This is a genomic window from Geobacillus sp. C56-T3, from assembly GCF_000092445.1.
Taxonomy (GTDB): domain Bacteria; phylum Bacillota; class Bacilli; order Bacillales; family Anoxybacillaceae; genus Geobacillus; species Geobacillus thermoleovorans.
Window position 1 is genome coordinate 2059381 of record NC_014206.1, and the last position, 16413, is coordinate 2075793.

The 16413-nt window shown below is 53.6% G+C and carries 15 protein-coding genes, 1 other RNA gene and 1 riboswitch; of the genes, 5 read left to right on the forward strand and 11 right to left on the reverse strand.

Going from position 1 to position 16413, the window contains the following annotated elements; translation table 11 throughout:
• Positions 1-32: 32 nt before the first annotated feature.
• The 3 genes from GC56T3_RS10265 to GC56T3_RS10275 all read right to left on the reverse strand — a co-directional run bounded on the left by GC56T3_RS10265 (position 33) and on the right by GC56T3_RS10275 (position 2798).
• Positions 33-749, reverse strand: coding sequence for a hypothetical protein (locus GC56T3_RS10265; protein ID WP_013145457.1), 717 nt, complete (start codon positions 747-749; stop codon positions 33-35).
• Between the two features lie 157 nt (positions 750-906).
• On the reverse strand, positions 907-2214 hold the full coding sequence (locus tag GC56T3_RS10270) for a nucleobase:cation symporter-2 family protein (RefSeq protein WP_013145458.1): 1308 nt from the start codon (positions 2212-2214) through the stop codon (positions 907-909).
• Positions 2211-2798, reverse strand: coding sequence for a xanthine phosphoribosyltransferase (locus GC56T3_RS10275; RefSeq protein ID WP_013145459.1), 588 nt, complete (start codon positions 2796-2798; stop codon positions 2211-2213). The genes GC56T3_RS10270 and GC56T3_RS10275 overlap by 4 nt, the downstream gene beginning before the upstream one ends.
• Before the next feature lie 116 nt (positions 2799-2914).
• Positions 2915-3016, reverse strand: a riboswitch (purine riboswitch).
• 29 nt (positions 3017-3045) lie between these two features.
• Between GC56T3_RS10275 and GC56T3_RS10280 the strand changes: the two genes are divergently transcribed.
• The 4 genes from GC56T3_RS10280 (at position 3046) to GC56T3_RS10295 (ending at position 5751) form a co-directional block, all read left to right on the forward strand.
• Positions 3046-3336 carry a hypothetical protein gene (locus GC56T3_RS10280; RefSeq protein WP_041468426.1) on the forward strand — a complete coding sequence of 97 codons (291 nt, stop codon included), beginning with the start codon at positions 3046-3048 and terminating at the stop codon, positions 3334-3336.
• Between the two features lie 125 nt (positions 3337-3461).
• Positions 3462-3608, forward strand: coding sequence for a cytochrome c oxidase subunit 2A (locus GC56T3_RS10285; protein ID WP_013145460.1), 147 nt, complete (start codon positions 3462-3464; stop codon positions 3606-3608).
• A 21-nt stretch (positions 3609-3629) separates the two neighbouring features.
• On the forward strand, positions 3630-4100 hold the full coding sequence (locus GC56T3_RS10290) for a cytochrome c oxidase subunit II (RefSeq protein ID WP_011231043.1): 471 nt from the start codon (positions 3630-3632) through the stop codon (positions 4098-4100).
• Position 4101: 1 nt separating this feature from the next.
• Complete coding sequence (locus GC56T3_RS10295) at positions 4102-5751, forward strand: b(o/a)3-type cytochrome-c oxidase subunit 1 (RefSeq protein WP_013145461.1); 1650 nt, start codon at positions 4102-4104, stop codon at positions 5749-5751.
• 132 nt (positions 5752-5883) lie between these two features.
• Here GC56T3_RS10295 and GC56T3_RS10300 read toward each other — a convergent pair whose 3' ends face one another.
• The 5 genes from GC56T3_RS10300 to gpsB form a co-directional block, all read right to left on the reverse strand.
• Positions 5884-7386, reverse strand: a complete 1503-nt coding sequence (locus GC56T3_RS10300; RefSeq protein WP_013145462.1) for a carboxypeptidase M32 — start codon at positions 7384-7386, stop codon at positions 5884-5886.
• A 118-nt stretch (positions 7387-7504) separates the two neighbouring features.
• Complete coding sequence (locus tag GC56T3_RS10305; protein ID WP_013145463.1) at positions 7505-9442, reverse strand: ATP-dependent DNA helicase; 1938 nt, start codon at positions 9440-9442, stop codon at positions 7505-7507.
• 122 nt (positions 9443-9564) lie between these two features.
• Entirely contained in the window at positions 9565-10707 is a 1143-nt protein-coding gene (locus GC56T3_RS10310) for a class I SAM-dependent RNA methyltransferase (protein ID WP_013145464.1), read from the reverse strand.
• A gap of 147 nt (positions 10708-10854) precedes the next feature.
• Positions 10855-11251: RNase P RNA component class B (rnpB, locus tag GC56T3_RS18695), an RNA gene on the reverse strand.
• A gap of 99 nt (positions 11252-11350) precedes the next feature.
• Positions 11351-11647, reverse strand: coding sequence for a cell division regulator GpsB (gpsB, locus tag GC56T3_RS10315; RefSeq protein ID WP_011231037.1), 297 nt, complete (start codon positions 11645-11647; stop codon positions 11351-11353).
• Between gpsB and GC56T3_RS10320 the strand changes: the two genes are divergently transcribed.
• Positions 11646-11840 (forward strand): hypothetical protein, encoded by a 195-nt coding sequence (locus tag GC56T3_RS10320; RefSeq protein ID WP_041468429.1) that lies wholly within the window; start codon positions 11646-11648, stop codon positions 11838-11840. The two genes, gpsB and GC56T3_RS10320, sit on opposite strands and share 2 nt — an antisense overlap.
• Positions 11841-11882: 42 nt before the next feature.
• On the opposite strand, the gene GC56T3_RS10325 is transcribed toward GC56T3_RS10320, so the two are convergent.
• The 3 genes from GC56T3_RS10325 to GC56T3_RS10340 all read right to left on the reverse strand — a co-directional run bounded on the left by GC56T3_RS10325 (position 11883) and on the right by GC56T3_RS10340 (position 16193).
• A complete protein-coding gene (locus tag GC56T3_RS10325) occupies positions 11883-12128 on the reverse strand; it encodes a CotD family spore coat protein (protein WP_025950050.1) in 246 nt (81 codons plus the stop codon).
• A gap of 439 nt (positions 12129-12567) precedes the next feature.
• Entirely contained in the window at positions 12568-13833 is a 1266-nt protein-coding gene (locus GC56T3_RS10335; RefSeq protein ID WP_013145466.1) for a ribonuclease H-like domain-containing protein, read from the reverse strand.
• An 83-nt stretch (positions 13834-13916) separates the two neighbouring features.
• On the reverse strand, positions 13917-16193 hold the full coding sequence (locus tag GC56T3_RS10340) for a DEAD/DEAH box helicase (RefSeq protein ID WP_013145467.1): 2277 nt from the start codon (positions 16191-16193) through the stop codon (positions 13917-13919).
• Positions 16194-16413: the final 220 nt, after the last annotated feature.

Consider the following 16413-nt stretch of genomic DNA (forward strand, 5'->3'; position numbering starts at 1 on the left):
AGCGAGGATGTACAATAGGAGAGGTTCGTTATTTATCTCGCTTTTAGCGCGCGGATTTCACTTTCATGCTCGAGCAAGTGCAAAGCGAGGGATTGAAGTACGAGCTCTTGCCGCGCTTGTCCGGCAATGACTTCATTGACTTTTTGTTGCATTTCTGTGAGGGTTTGTTTCATCGCCGAAATTTCATGGAGCGTTTCTAACGTTTCCACGACAGCTTGCCGAATAAACGGCAATTCGGCAACGTCCTCTTTCGTCGCCATCGTTTGTTCCATGCGCCCAATCCGGCTGTCGAGCGCCGCAATGTCGTCTCTGTTGGCCGCCACGGTCTCTTCGAGCTGCCCGATGCGCTCATCCAGCACTGCGACATCCTCTTTCGTTGCCATCGTCCGCTCGATGGTTCCGATGCGCCCATCCAGCGATGCGACGTCTTCTCTCGTCGCTGCCACGGTCTCTTCGAGTTGCCCGACGCGTCCGTTTAACCGCGCAACATCCTCTTTCGTCGCGCTCACCGTTTGTTCAAGCCGATCGATGCGATCATTCATCCGGACAACGTCTTCTCTCGTCGCTGCCACGGTCTCTTCGAGTTGCCCGACGCGTCCGTTTAACCGCGCAACATCCTCTTTCGTCGCGCTCACCGTTTGCTCAAGCCGATCGATGCGATCATTCACCCGTACAACATCCTGTTTGGTCGCCATCTGATTCCGTATTTGCCGCAGCTCATCGAAAAGGCGCTCCACCCATTCATCCATTGTTTCACCCCCTTTCCTATTCGCTTTCCATTATACCATCATCCCTCCACCAGTTTCTATCATTTTCTCTGTCAATCGACACGCCAATAAAAAAGCCACCCCCATTTCCCGAGCAGTGGCCGGAAAACGAAGATGGCTATAAAAGCGATCAACACCATTATGAAATTTTTTGTTCCTGCAGCGGCAGGGCAACTGATTTTCTCGCTTTGCCTAGATGGAAGACGGCGTTTAAGATAATGGCGGTCATGCTGCCGGCGACGATGCCGCTGTCGGTTAAAATGCGCAAGCCGGTCGGCAGCTCGGCAAACAAGTTCGGCACCGCCGTCACCCCAAGCCCCACGCCGACCGAACAGGCGATGATCAGCAAATTTTCTTGCACAGTTAGGTCAACTTGGCCTAACATTTTCACACCGTAGGCAATGACCATGCCAAACATCGCGAGCATCGCCCCGCCTAAAACTGGAGCTGGTATGATCGCCGCCACCGCGGCGATTTTCGGCACGAACCCAAGCAAGACAAGAAACGCAGCAGCAGCGTAAATGACGCTGCGCGTTTTCACGCCCGACAATTGGACAAGGCCGACGTTCTGCGAGTACGTCGTGTACGGAAACGCGTTCAACAGCCCGCCGATGATGATGGCCAATCCCTCGGCGCGGTAGCCGCCCGCCAAATCCTCATCCGTCAGCCGGCGGCGGCAAATGTCGGATAAAGCGAAGTAGACGCCGGTCGATTCAACAAGGCTGACGATCGCGACGAGCACCATTGTTAAAACAGCGGGGCCATGAAACGACGGAGCGCCGAAGTAAAACGGCTGCGGCCAATGAACCCACGATGCCTCAGCGACCGCTGTCCAGTCCACTTTCCCCATCGTGGCCGCTGCCGCCGTGCCAGCTGCCATGCCGAGCAAAATGGCAATGGAGCGAATGAACCCTTTGAAGCAACGGTACAACACGATAATGAGCGCAAGCACGCCAAACGACAACGCCAAGTTAGCCGGATCACCAAAGTCCTTCGCCCCTTGTCCGCCGGCCATATTGTTCACCGTTGCCGGGATGAGCGTCAAGCCAATGACGGTCACAACCGAACCGGTGACAACTGGCGGAAACAACGTCCGCAACTTGCCGAAATACGGACTGATGAGCACCACAACCGCTCCGGCGCAGAGGATCGCCCCATACACCGCCGGCATCCCGTACTGTCCGCCAATAGCGATCATCGGCCCGACCGCCGTAAATGTGCAGCCAAGCATAACCGGCAAGCCGATGCCAAACCACTTGTTTTTCCACGCTTGCAAAAACGTCGCAATGCCGCACGTCAATAAGTCAATGGCCACTAAATACGTCAGCTGCTCGCTCGTTAAATGCAGCGCCCCGCCGACGATGAGCGGAACGACGATCGCCCCGGCGTACATGGCCAATACATGTTGGATGCCGAGCGATCCGACTTGCCACCATTTCATCTTCATCGACTCATCACCTCGTCAGCAAATTGAATGGCGCCACCATCAAGCGATGCGATGCGGGCGAGCGACACAACGCGGAAGCCGCGCGAACGAAGCAGCCGGCCGCCGTCTTGAAACGCTTTTTCAATGACAATGCCGATGCCAACCATATCAGCCCCCGCTTGCTCGATGATCTCCACCATTCCGAGCGCCGCTTGGCCGTTGGCTAAAAAATCATCAATGATCAGCACCCGGTCGCCGCGGCCAAGCAGCGAGCGAGAAACGATGATTTCATTCGCCTCTTGCTTTGTAAAGGAGTATACTTCCGTGCGGTACACGTCGCCGGTCATCGTCAACGGCCGCCGCTTGCGGGCAACGACAAGCGGAATGCCGAGTTCATAGGCGGCCATAAGCGCCGGGCTGATGCCGGACGACTCGAGCGTCAACACTTTCGTCGGCCGCTCGTCACGAAACCGGACAGCAAACGCCTCGCCAATCCGCTTCATCAGCTGAGGATCCACTTGATGGTTTAAAAACCGGTCGACTTTCAGCACCCCGTCCGCCGCGACCTCCCCTTCAGCGGCGATTTTCTCAAGCAACTCACGCATATTTGGTTCCCCCCAATAAAAAAAGCTTAAAAAACACCGGCCTCACTCATTCCATGAGTCAGGCAATGTCTTTTAAGCCAAGGCAAAAGAAAGGCGCAAAACATCCATTGCCGCCTTCCCTTGACATTGCCACTCATAGTCAGCCGATTTACGGTCGGCTGGTAGAGACTCGCAAGCCATATTCTTGCGATTATATGAGTGAGTCAGCGCGATTCAGTTATTAGCAGTATACCATGAGGGGGCGTGTTTGAAAAGCGGGTTTTCAAAAAAAACACGAACATTAAACAAAAAAACTTTCAATCATTCGTTTATTTCGATATTCGCCTTGACAGAAGCCGTTGCTTTAACGGGTGGCAAACAGCGTCTTTATGATAGGCTTAATCTCTTTGCTGCATCGCATTGCCTGTTCAATCGCCGGCGCTTTACATGCCAGCAAAAAGAACATTGGCGGGCTCTGCTGCCGCGAGAGAAAATGACGTCTTCATCATTTTTTCACAAACGTCACCATTTGTTCACACTTCCAGCATCGTTTTTGTGAGAAAAGTCACTGTTGCCCCAGTTTTGTACAGTTATGATAGTGTCAAAGCAGGGAAATTGGCCGTTTGGCGCACCTGCCGAATTGCTGTTATGGGGGATGAATCCAACAAAGAGGAGGGATACGGCATGGCAAAACTGATCACAGCGGCCCGGCAAACGAAAAAGGAAAAAGAGCCGGCGCTCAAAGGCACGCTGGCCTCTGTGTTTCTGCTCGGCTTTTTCGTCATTTTTTCTTGGGTCAGCGTCTACTTTTTATTTTTGCACCGCCTGTAAGCGGCAAAGGAGGGAATCGGTATGCACATCCATAAGTATGAAAAAATTTGGCTTGCGTTTGGCATCGGCTGTTTGATCGTTTTTTTGACGGTCGTCGGCGTAAGTGCATTCGCCGCCGGACAGCAGCCGCCGAGCTGCCTGACAACGATCGATCCAGAAAAAGTCGATTCGACCCCGCCGTTTGATCATCCGGGGCTCGTCAAAAAAGGAGACAAGGAATACGAGTTGAACATCGTCGTCGCCGCGTTTTCTTTTACACCGAATGCGATCGAAATTCCAAAAGGAGCGAAAGTGACGATCAACGTCACTTCGAAAGACGTCATCCACGGATTTGAAATCCCGGGAACGAACGTGAACATGATGGTCGAACCCGGTTATGTGAACAGCTTAACAACCACGTTTGACAAACCGGGCGAATATACGATTCTTTGCAACGAATATTGCGGCGCCGGCCACCATATGATGACGGCGCGCATAAAGGTGGTGGAGTAATATGGCACAACCGTTGGAAAAAGTCGATCGCCGCGATGCGAAACTGGCGCTTGCCCATTTGTTCGTCGCCTTTACCGCCCTCGCGCTCGGGGGGTTCGCCGGCCTATTGCAAACATTAGTCCGTTCCGGCAAGTTTGAGCTCCCGGCTGGGATCAGCTATTACACGATTTTGACGACGCACGGCGTCTTGCTTGGACTCGTGCTGACGACGTTTTTCATTATCGGCTTTCAGTTCGCCGCGGTCAGCCGTACAACCGGGGCGCTCTCAGACGGTTCGCGCCGGACCGGTTGGATCGGTTTTTGGCTGATGACAATCGGAACAGCCATGAGTGCGTTTTTCATCTTAACCGGTAAGGCGTCTGTCTTATATACGTTTTACGCGCCGCTGCAAGCGCACGCCGGCTTTTACATCGGCTTGGCGCTTGTCGTCGTCGGCAGCTGGGTGAGCGGCTTTGCGATGTTCGCTCATTATGCCCGCTGGCGGAAAACGCACCGCGGTCAAGTGAGCCCGCTGCTGGCGTTCATGTCAGTGACGAATATGGTGCTATGGCTCGTCTGTTCGCTTGGCGTCGCCGCCACCGTCGTCTTCCAGCTCATTCCGTGGTCGCTTGGGCTCACGGATCGGGTGAACGTGCTCTTGAGCCGGACGCTGTTTTGGTATTTCGGGCATCCGCTCGTCTACTTCTGGCTATTGCCGGCGTATATGGTTTGGTACGCCGTCATTCCGAAAGTGATCGGCGGCAAAATGTTCTCCGATTCACTCGCGCGGCTGGCGTTTATCTTGTTTTTGCTGTTTTCGATTCCGGTCGGCTTCCATCACCAATTGCTTGAGCCGGGGATTTCGCCGTTTTGGAAATACGTGCAAGTCGTCTTGACGTTCATGGTCATCATTCCGTCGCTCATGACCGCGTTCGCCATGTTTGCGACGTTTGAATCGTACGGCCGCTCGCAGGGAGCGACCGGCTTGTTCGGCTGGCTGCGGAAACTCCCGTGGAGCGACGCCCGCTTTTTCGCTCCGTTTGTCGGAATGCTGTTTTTCATTCCGGCCGGCACCGGCGGGATTATTAACGCCTCGCACCAACTCAACCAAGTCGTCCATAATACGATTTGGGTGACCGGCCACTTCCATTTAACGGTGGCAACGACTGTCGTCCTCACATTTTTTGGTGCGTCATACTGGCTCATTCCGCATTTGACCGGCCGGGTGATGACGAAAGCGATGAACCGGCTCGCCATCATTCAAACGATCGTTTGGGCGGTTGGGATGACGTTCATGTCCGGCTCGATGCATTTTGCCGGTCTGCTCGGCGCACCGCGACGCTCGGCGTTCTCAACGTACGGCAATTCGCCGCAAGCGCTTGAATGGATTCCGTACCAAATCGCGCAAGCGGTCGGCGGCACCATCTTGTTCATCGGCATTATTTTGATTCTCGTCATCGTGATCAACTTGGCCTTTTTCGCCCCGAAAGGCGAAACGGAGTTTCCGGTCGCCGAGGCAGCTGCTCCGTATGAACGGGCTGCACTGGCGCTTGAAAACTGGAAGCTTTGGATCGGCCTCGTCGTTGCGCTCATTTTGATCGCCTATACGGTGCCGATCATCGACATCATTCAAAACGCTCCGCCGGGGTCGAAAGGATACAAATTATGGTGAAACAAGAAGGTGTCCCCAAGCGATCGGGACACCTTCCTCTTTATGTGCATAAAACCGAGACACAATAGGACTTTGTCGACAGAAAAACGAAACGAACAGCGTAAGAACGATGTTTGCACTGACGCGCCTGTTCTATAATCGATAAAGCGCCTTATATTTTTCTTCTAAATATTGAATAAGATAATCGGCTTTCAGCGTTTCGCCCGTCGCATCGTGCACAAGTTCGAGCGGCTTTTTCATTTTTCCAAACTGGTGGATATGAACGGTCAGCCATTCACGGATCGGTGCGATGTTCCCCTCTTCAAGCAGCCCAGCTACATCCAACTCTTTTTCCATCGCTTGCTTGAATTGCGCCGCATACATATAGCCAAGCGCATACGATGGGAAATAGCCGAAGCTGCCGCCGGACCAATGGACGTCCTGCAACACGCCGACCGCATCGTTGTGCGGGCGGATGCCAAGGTATTGTTCATATTTCTCATTCCATACATCCGGCAAGTCGATCGCTTCCAGCTCCCCAGCAAACAGCTGCTTTTCGATTTCATAGCGGATGATAATATGGAGCGGATACGTCAGTTCGTCCGCTTCAATACGAATGAGCGACGGCTTCGCTTCATTGATCGCCCGGTAAAACGCATCAAGCGAAACGTCGGCGAACTGCGTGGGCGCGTATTGCTGCAGGCGCGGGTAATGCCGCTTCCAAAACCCATAGTGGCGTCCGATCATATTTTCAAAAAAGAGCGACTGCGATTCATGAATGCCCATCGACGCCCCGCTTGCAAGCGGAGTGCCGACAAGCGACTCGGAAATGTGTTGTTCATACAGCGCATGGCCGCATTCATGGATCGTGCCAAACACCGCGGTGCGGAAGTCGCGCTCGTCGTAGCGCGTCGTAATGCGCACATCGTTCGGGTTGAGCCCGATCGCAAATGGATGGACCGTCTCATCAAGTCTCCCCTTGCCAAAATCATAGCCGAGCTCTTTAAGCAACTCAAGCAGAAAAGCGCGCTGCTTTTCTTTTGGAAACGGCGCGAACAAAAAGGACACATCCGGCTTGTCGGACGCGGCGGAAATGGCGTGCACAAGCGGGACGATGCGTTCGCGCAGGCGGCTGAACAGTTCGTCAAGCAAATCGACGGTCATGCCCGGCTCGTATTGATCGAGCAGCGTATTGTACGGGTGTCCTTCATACCCCCAATAACGGATAAAGCGGCGCTGAAACTCGATGATTTGCTCCAAATACGGGCGAAACCGGGCGAAATCAGCAGCCGCTTTCGCTTCTTCCCAAACGCTTTCCGCTTTGGAACAAAGCACGACAAACTCTTTGTATTCATCCGCTGGAATTTTTTTATTGCGCTCGTATTCTTTTTTGCATTCATCAAGCGTTTTCTTTGTCACGTCATCCAGCTGCTCGTAGACGGCTTTGGGCGACAGCTTGGCGATAAAGGCTGCCATCTCCTCGGATGTCGACATGCGAAACACTTCTTCTGACAGCATGCCGATCACTTCTGATCGCTGCTCGACCCCTTTTTTCGGGGCGCCAGTCCGCAAATCCCAATACATGAGGCCAATCGCTTCGCGGTAGCCCGTCATTTTTTTCACGTATTGCAAAAACTGCGCTTCGATTGGTTTCACTATACTCAGTCCCCCTATGTATTTCATGGCCGTATCATCATTTCCATAACAAGGTGCCATTTTCCTGCTTGCCAGCGAGAAAATGCTATTTTTGTGGAAAATGAAAAAGGGAAGAATATCATTCTTCCCTCACCGCTGTCGGCAACACGTCTTTGATCGCCGCAATGACCCGTTCATCTTCCCTGTCGGTGACGAAAATGGAAACAATGCCGCGGTCATCGCGCGTGCGGATGAGCCGTCCGACTCCTTGGCGAAGGCGAAGAAGCATATACGGCACATCGACGTCCCAAAACGGGTTGCTATACGCTTTTCGCTTCGCCTGAAACACCGGATCATTCGGCGGATACGGCAGCGACCAAATCATGACGTTCGAAAGCGACGGCCCCGGGATGTCAAGTCCTTCCCATAAATGTTCGGAACAAAGCACCGTCTCTTCCTCGCGCTGAAATCCAGCGACCAAATCGCTGATTTCGCGGTCGCCTTCAAACAAAAACGAAAATGGTTCGCCGGCTGCCGCCTCTTTAAACTGAAGAAGCTCCTCGCGCGTCGGGAACAAGATGAGCGCCCGGCCTCCAGTTTTGCGCAGCTTTTCGAGCGCGTACTCGTACTTTTTGGCAAACAGCGTCTCATCCGCGCGGAACGTCGGCATAAAAATCGTCATCTGTTCGTCGTAATCAAACGGCGACGGCACGCTGAACGATAAATAGTCATCAATGCCTAAGCTTTGGGCGATATAGGCAAACGATTTTCCGCTCGATAGCGTCGCTGACGAAAAGATAAACGGCATTCGTTTGCTGAACACTTTTTCGCGCAACACTTCTTGAACGGTGCGCGGCATGACGACAAACGTCGCCTCTTGACGCGACGACTCAAGCCACGTAATGGCGTCGGCGTTTTTCAAAAACAAATCGAGTGAATACTGGATTTGGTCCAAATATTCATCCACAATGTTCAGCTGGTAATGATCGATCGTATACGTCTCGCTTTCAAACACAAGCTCGTTGCCGATTTCGACTATTTGGCCGCGGAGCCGCTTCGCCCATTGTTCAAGACGCGGCGACGGCAAAATTTCTTTCCGGTTCGAACCCGGAACGTCTTTCGCGCACGCTTTCAGCTCATCAAAAAAGCGCGTGCTCGTCTCCAGCGTCTCCTCAATTAAATAGGCGAGCTCTTCACGGATGTCGTTTTCAAGAAGACGTGTCAGCAACGTCTCAAGCGTCGTCTCTTTCATTCGATATGTCAACGCCTTTTGCGCAGCGAACTCCAATAAATGCCCTTCGTCAAACACGACACAGCTCGCTTCCGGCAACAGCGGCAGCTGTCCTTCCCGCTTGCGCGCTTCATACGTCCAAACATGTTCCATATAAAAATCGTGCGAGCAGACGATCAAATCCGCCGCCTTCCGGTAATAGTCGCGCCAAAGCGTCTGTCCGCAGCGATGCCGCTTTTCGCACGTGAAACAGTCTTGAAACGGATCCCAGGCGATTTTTTTCCACTGTTCATCAGTCAGGTGGGCGTATTCTTTTCGGTCGCCGTAGCGGTAGAACGACTGCAACGGTTTGTTGTCATGGACGAAGGCCGGAAGTTCATCGTAAATTTGCTCATACAGCTCGATGTCGTCATCGTCATACGTCGTCACTTCTTCCAGTTTATTCAAACATAAATATTGATCCGGCGATTTCGCCAGCCGGACGTCGATTTCCAGCCCGAGCACGTTGGATAGCTTCGCAATATCGCCTTCCTTTTTGACGAGCTGCTCAATGAGCGTCTCATCGGCACAGGCGATAATGGCCGGCTTGCCGGTATAGCGGGCGTAGCAGACTGCATACAGCAAATACACGATCGTTTTCCCTGTGCCAACTCCCGCTTCGGCGAAGATCACCTTTTTTTCTCGAAACGCCCGCTCGAGCTGAAACGCCATATAAATTTGCTCGTCGCGCAGCTCAAAGCCGGCTTCCGGCAAAATGTCATAAAAAACATCGCCGATCCACTGGCTCAACTTATCAAAAAAGTTTTCATTTTTTTCTACAACAAACGGATAACGCTCATGGCCCATCGTCGCCACCCCTCCAATTGGCATAAACTCACCCGGCATATCATGCATAAGCGCGCAACAAGTTTGTTGCGCGCCCGATCCCTAGTAACAAAACAATATTATGATCGATGGCCGCCGAGAAGTCAACTTCGAGCTTCGCGCGGCGGCCGCGGCCCCCAGTACTGGTAGTAATGCGTTTCAATAAAGCCGTTAAACAGTTTGCGCCGCTTCGTCGCCGGGCGGCCGTAATGCGTTTCAAAACCGCGGTGGGCGGTTAAAATGTACACCGACCACGTATCCAAGGCGGCGAAGGCGCGGCCGATGGCGCGATAGAGCGCTTCGACCTCCCGTTGTTCGCCAAGCCGTTCGCCGTATGGCGGGTTGCCGACGATCACCCCGTATTGTGCATCGGTCCGAAACTGCTCGGCGCGGCCCTCCCGAAAAGAAATGAGATCGGAAAGCCCCGCTTCGGCTGCATTCATCTTGGCGATCTCGACCATGTGCGGGTCAAGGTCAATCCCGCAAATATCAAGCGGTTGGTCGTAACGCGCCATCTGTTCCGCCTCTTGGCGCGCCTCTTCCCATACCGATTCCCCGATCCACGGCCATTGCTCCGAGACGAAATCCCGGTTAAACCCTGGGGCGATGTTTTGGCCGATCAGCGCCGCCTCAATGGCAATCGTGCCCGACCCGCAAAACGGATCGACGAACGGGCGATCGGGCGTCCAATTGGTGAGCAACACTAAGGCGGCCGCGAGCGTCTCTCTTAGCGGCGCCTCCCCTTGGCGAGCACGGTAGCCGCGTTTATGCAGCCCAGCGCCGCTTGTATCGATCGTCAACGTAGCGATATCTTTGTGAAGCGCCACCTCGATCCGATACAACGGCCCGGTTTCCGGGAACCACGACAAATGATAGCGCGCTTTTAAGCTTTCGACGACTGCCTTTTTCACAATGGCTTGGCAGTCGGAAACGCTGAACAGCGTTGATTTGACCGACTTCCCGATCACCGGAAACTCGGCATCTTTCGGCAAGTAATCGGCCCATGGCAACGCCTTCGTTTGTTCAAACAACTCCTCAAACGTCGTCGCTCGAAACTCACCGACTTTCAGCTTCACGCGGTCAGCGGTGCGCAGCCAAAGGTTGGCCCGGCAAATGGCGAGCGCATCGCCTTCAAACGTCACTTTGCCGTTCTCCACTTGGCACTCATAGCCAAGCCGGCGCACTTCTTCCGCGACGACTGATTCGAGCCCCATCGCGGCCGTGGCAATCAGCGAAAACGAAGTCATCTTGTTCCCCCTATCTGATAGATGTATGTATCCTCATTCATGGCCTATACTTCCATTATAGTCATATGGAAGGAAAACACACAAAAGAGAAAGCCCTCCTTCCTGCAGGAGGGCTTTCCCACGATTCCAATCACCGCGTTAATCATGTTCTGTAAGCCATGTTCTGTACCTTCGTACTGCAAGCGGCTTTCGCCTCGTACTCCGGCGGTAATCATCTATCTACAGGCAGCGTACGCCGCCTGTCCTTCCCTCCGTTCATTTCCTTCGGGAAGGTGCCCCTACCATCATTTGGGTTTCTCGCTCGTGGGGTTTACCGCGTTCCACCTCTAAGGTTTCCCTTAGAGCTGCGTCACTGTGGCACTTTCAGGGTAATCGAACCATATCCGCATGCGGACGTAGGTTCTTTCCCCGCCGTCAGCCCAGCCGAAGCCAGACTGCCCTAGCTTATGGATTCGCTAGGCACGAACACTACGGGCATCTCAGCACCGTGCGAGCATGGACTTTCCTCTACGGCCGAAACCGGCCGCAGCGATTACCCGAACATGATTAACGCTGCGAGCATCTTACAGTATAGCTGATCTTGGTGTGAGAATCAAGAAGAAAAAATTAGAAATCCCTGCATCAACTTCGCCCTGCCGGCTGGTTATTCATACAGTTTCCGGCCAAACACATGCTTTTCTAAGTTGGAAAGGCGCTGCAAAATGTCGTAGTTCGTCGTTCCCGCCGACATCGCCGGCCGTTTTTGAAGCTCCTCGACTTGCCGCTTCAGTCGGGCGTTTTCCTGGCGCAGCTCGTCAATTTCTTGCTGAAATGCTTCATAATCTTTAATAATGAGATCCAAAAATTGATCCACTTCGTCTTGGTTGTACCCCCGTATGCTTACCTTAAATTCCTTTTCTAAAATGTCTTTCGGCGTCAGTTTCACTTGGTGGGCTGACATGGCTTTTCACCTCAATCCGCATTCAACGATCATCTTCTCTTTATTTTTTCAGAAATTCAGCCGGTTGTCAATTGATGGTTGGCTTGCCGCATCGATCGGGAAGCCGCATGGCGCCCAAGCAGACTTCCCGGCGGCGCCGAAACGCCGTCCTCCCGCCCAAACGCCGCCGGCTGCCGGCGTTTTCCATCCGTAAAAAAACAGAAGCCGACAAAGCGGCTTCTGTTTTTGGCCCTTACTATCGAAGCGGAAACGGCGGAAATGGCATCGGTCCCGGACCCGGGCAGTACAGATGGCGATTGGCAGCCTGAGCCACCGCCGATTCCGTATGCGGGAAATAATGTTGATGTTCATACAGGTGATGATAAACATGCGTCGTATGCGATGGATGGATATGCGGCACAATCGTTGCTTCGAAATGATGCAAAACGTTGCAACGAGGCGGATGAACGATCGGCGCCGTTACATTCGGCAGGCAATGCATCATATTCCTCTCCTTTCATCAATTTAGGCTGTTGCTTGACAATACTAGCCTATGATGAACGGAGTGGACTCGTACTAGTATAAACACCCATTTTGAAGAGCCATTCGCGCCAACAATCTACCGGCTCTCTCGCCCCCGGTGCTTCGGACGTTTTGGCATCGTCATTCGTCTTTTTGAATCCGTTATGCGGCGCCGGCCGCTCTGACGTTCATTAATAGATATAATTGAACACGACAAACGTCAAACCGACGACAATAAAAAAGAGATACAAAATTTTTTTGTACATGCTCCGCATCGTCTTCTTCTCCCTGCCATCGTTTTCGTTCATTCCGATGCCATTGTACACGTTTTTTCTTTTTTCTACAAGATTCACAACAAAAAGACGAAACATTTTCGTTTTCTGTCATATTTTGCGCTTGCCAGGGAAATGGACGAGTTCTCATCCGTTTTTCTTGCGTTCAAGCCGCGCGAGCCGCCTGCGCCATTCCGCTTCTTCTTTCTCGCTATGTTGTCGGCTCATCTTAGCGAGCGACCTCCACGCTTCATATGCCATAACGGCATAACGGTGCGCTTCGGCCGCATCCCGGAAATAATGTTCATACACCTTCGCCAGTTCAAGCCCGGCCTTCGCCTTCCAATAGCCATTTCCGTGGATCAACAAGTCGCGCCAAAGGAGAGCAGCCTCTTCATATCGTTTTTCTTTTCGGTATAAAAGCGAAAGCTGCCATTTCGCCGCCTGCGCTTCCTTCGCCCCTTTGCCGCTCGCCTCCTCGTACACCCCCCTTGCAGCCGCTGTTTCCCCGACCGCTTCGAACCAACGGGCGGCGGCCAACTGCTCCTTGGGGTCAGCGAGCCGGTCCGCTTCAAGCAGCTGAACGGATAGGTGAATGTAGAGAACAATGAGCGACAACACGTCGCGCTCGTTATGGCGCAATACTGGCATGAGCCGGTCTGGATGGGGCGTTTGCAAAAACTCCTTGTACATCATCGGCGCCAAAAAGCCCGGCACATCATCGCCCCGCTCGACATGGAGAATGTGCCGCTCCACTTCCGAAAGGCGCAGCGAATCCAATTTGTCTTTCCATAAGCGGCGGGCGGCGTGATACAAATCAAAATGACCGAACGCTGGCAATTTTGGCACCATGTTGCGGACAAGCGCATGGCGCGTTTTCAGGCGCGGCCAGTCGAACGCTTTTCCATTATAGGTAACAAGCGTCGTATAATCGACGTCAGACAAAAAACTTTGATAGAGCGCCACTTCCGCCCCTGGGTATGGCAGAAGATGCTGGCGGATGGTGACGAAATCGCCAAGAATGCGGGCGTGGCCAAGCAAGAACATGATGTTTCCCGCCCCGCTTGAAAGTCCCATCGTCTCCGTGTCAAAAAAGAATAAGTCGCGAACGGCAAAGCCGCGGCAGGAGAGCGGATGGGAAAACGGCGCTTCCTGCCATCTTTCGTGCACTTCATACAGCGCTCCGAGCCGATAGCGGCCGTGCTGATAGTCAAGCGGATACACCGTTTCCCGAATGAGGCAGTAATCGCCGGCAAACCAATACGGCTTGGCGCCGTACTCCCGCCAAACGTCGGCATACAGCACGTCCGTCACAGGTCGTCCGTCCGGTTTCTCTTCTTCTTTTTCTTCATCGTTCTCCTTTTTATGCCGGGCGGCAAGCAATTCTTTCCATTGCGCCAACTTCGGCTTCATCCGTTCACCCCCTCCTTGCTTGACGTCGGCTTGCTTCTATAAGTTGATTCTCCCACACTCGGCAAAAACACGCATGACGACGCTTAAACGGACGGACCGGCCCAAACAGCAAGTTGTTCGTCCAAAAACTGGACAAGTTCGCGCTTCAACGACGGTCCGTCAGCGCTTGAAATGCCGATGCACGATGGGCAGCCGTCCGCACACGGGCAGCGTTCGACCCATTCTTTCACATGTTTCATGATCTCTTCATACCGTTCAAACACCGCCTCCGACAGGCCGACTCCGCCTGGATAGCGATCATAAAGGAAAATCGTCGGCCGTCCGGAATGCGGCGCCTTAAGCTGCGGCACGACGTGAAGATCGGACCGGTCGCACATGACAAACACCGGCACGAGATGACCAAGCACATTGGCGATGCCGACAAGGAGTTGTTCAAACAGCGCCGGGGAAAACCGTGACGGCACCGCCTCCCACTCGATCCACGCCGCCGACGTATGAAGCGTTTCCTCCGGAAGGCGGATCGGCCCTGATCCGATGTTTTCAAACGTCGACAGCTTCAGCTTTTTAAAAATCGTCGCCATCGCTCGGACCGATACATCACCGTAACGCACCGCCATTTGTCCGCGCGTTTCGCTCCGGTCTTCCGACAGCACATCAAGCCGGACAGCCAAATTGGCGTCCGTAAAATATTCCACATCCACTTGGCGGACGTACGCCTTTTTCTCCTCCCAGTCGAGCTTTTCGACTTGGTATTGTGCTCCTTCGTGCAAATAAATCGCTTCATCATGAAGCAGCGTCATTGCGCTGAAGCGGTCCATTTCGCCAATGACGCGATGGCGGGCAGTGTCGGAAATATCGATGATGACGACGTTTTCCTGAGCCGCGGAGCGCAAACTGATATCATGCGCGGGAAACGCGTCGCTCATCCAGTGCCAGCGCCCAGCGCGTTCGTTTAGCACCCCTTGCTCGGCCAAAAAGTCGAGCACCTCTTCGACCTCGACGCCGCCGAACGTCTCGCCGCGCCGGAACGGAAGCTCATAGGCGGCGCATTTGATATGATCGACCAAAATGAGCAGATTGTCCGGGTTGATGCGCGCCGCCTCCGGCGAGCGGGCGAAAAAGTATTCTGGATGGGAGATGATGTACTGATCGAGGGGGCTTGCGCTTGCGATCATCACAACGAGCGAATCGCCCTGGCGCCGGCCGGCGCGCCCGGCTTGCTGCCACGTGCTGGCGATCGTTCCCGGATACCCTGTTAAGATGCACGCTTGCAATTGGCCGATATCAACACCGAGCTCGAGCGCATTCGTGCTCACCACACCGATAATCTTCCCGCTGCGCAACCCTTTTTCAATGGCGCGCCGCTCGTTCGGCAAGTAGCCGCCGCGGTAGCCGCGGATCGTCGTATCGCCGATTCGTTCGTTCACCACCGCCTGCAAATGGCTTAAAATCAACTCGACACGGACGCGGCTGCGGGCGAAAACGATCGTCGGAATGCGGTTGACAAGCAGCTGTCTTGCGAGCTCAACGGCCGTTTTTGTCGCGCTTTGGCGGATGTTCATCGTCCGCTCGACAACCGGCGGATTGTAAAACACAAAATATTTCCGCCCGCGCGGCGCCCCATTGTTGTCAATAAGCGTCACCGGTTCGCCGATCAGCCGCTCCGCCAACTCTTTCGGATTGGCGATCGTCGCCGACGTGCAAATAAACGTTGGTCGACTCCCGTAAAAGGCGCAAATGCGCTTTAAGCGGCGGATGACGTTCGCCACATGGCTGCCGAATACGCCGCGGTATGTATGCAGTTCATCGATGACGACGTAGCGCAGCTGTTCAAAAAGAGAAATCCATTTCGTATGGTGCGGCAAAATGGCCGTATGGAGCATATCTGGGTTGGTGATGACAATATGGCCCGCTTGACGGATTTTTTGCCGCAGCGCCGGCGCCGTGTCGCCGTCGTATGTATGGCTGTAAATCGACACCCCCATCTCGGCGATGATCTCGTTTAGTTCATTTTTTTGATCTTGAGCGAGCGCCTTCGTTGGAAAGATATACAGGGCGCGGCTCGATGGCTCTTTGGCAATGGCATCGAGCACCGGCAAATTGTAGCAAAGCGTTTTCCCTGAAGCGGTCGGCGTCACAGTGACAATGTTCCGCCCGCTTTGGACCGCGTCATAAGCGGCCGCCTGGTGCGTATACAACGAAGCGATGCCGCGCGCTTTGAGCGCCGCGCCAAGCCGCGGATCGAGTTCGTCTGGAAACGGAACGAAATTCGCTTCTTTCGGTTCGATTTCATGCCAATACACGACATTCGGATCTTGGCGAAGCTGTTCGATCCATTCCGAAAGCGTCTGTTTTTTCACGTCGCAAGTCACCTCGTTTTCTATTTTACATGCATTCCGTTTGTTTGCACTACAAAAAACGCCCACCCAGAGGCAGTCCTCTCTCGTTTCAAACTGGCAGACAACCGATATATCGGAGCCGGCCGAACGACAGAACGTTCGATTGTATCTGAACGGTTTTGGAAAAAGGATGCCTTCCTCTCATCTTCCCCGCCAAGGCGGCATCCACATGGGTCATTCT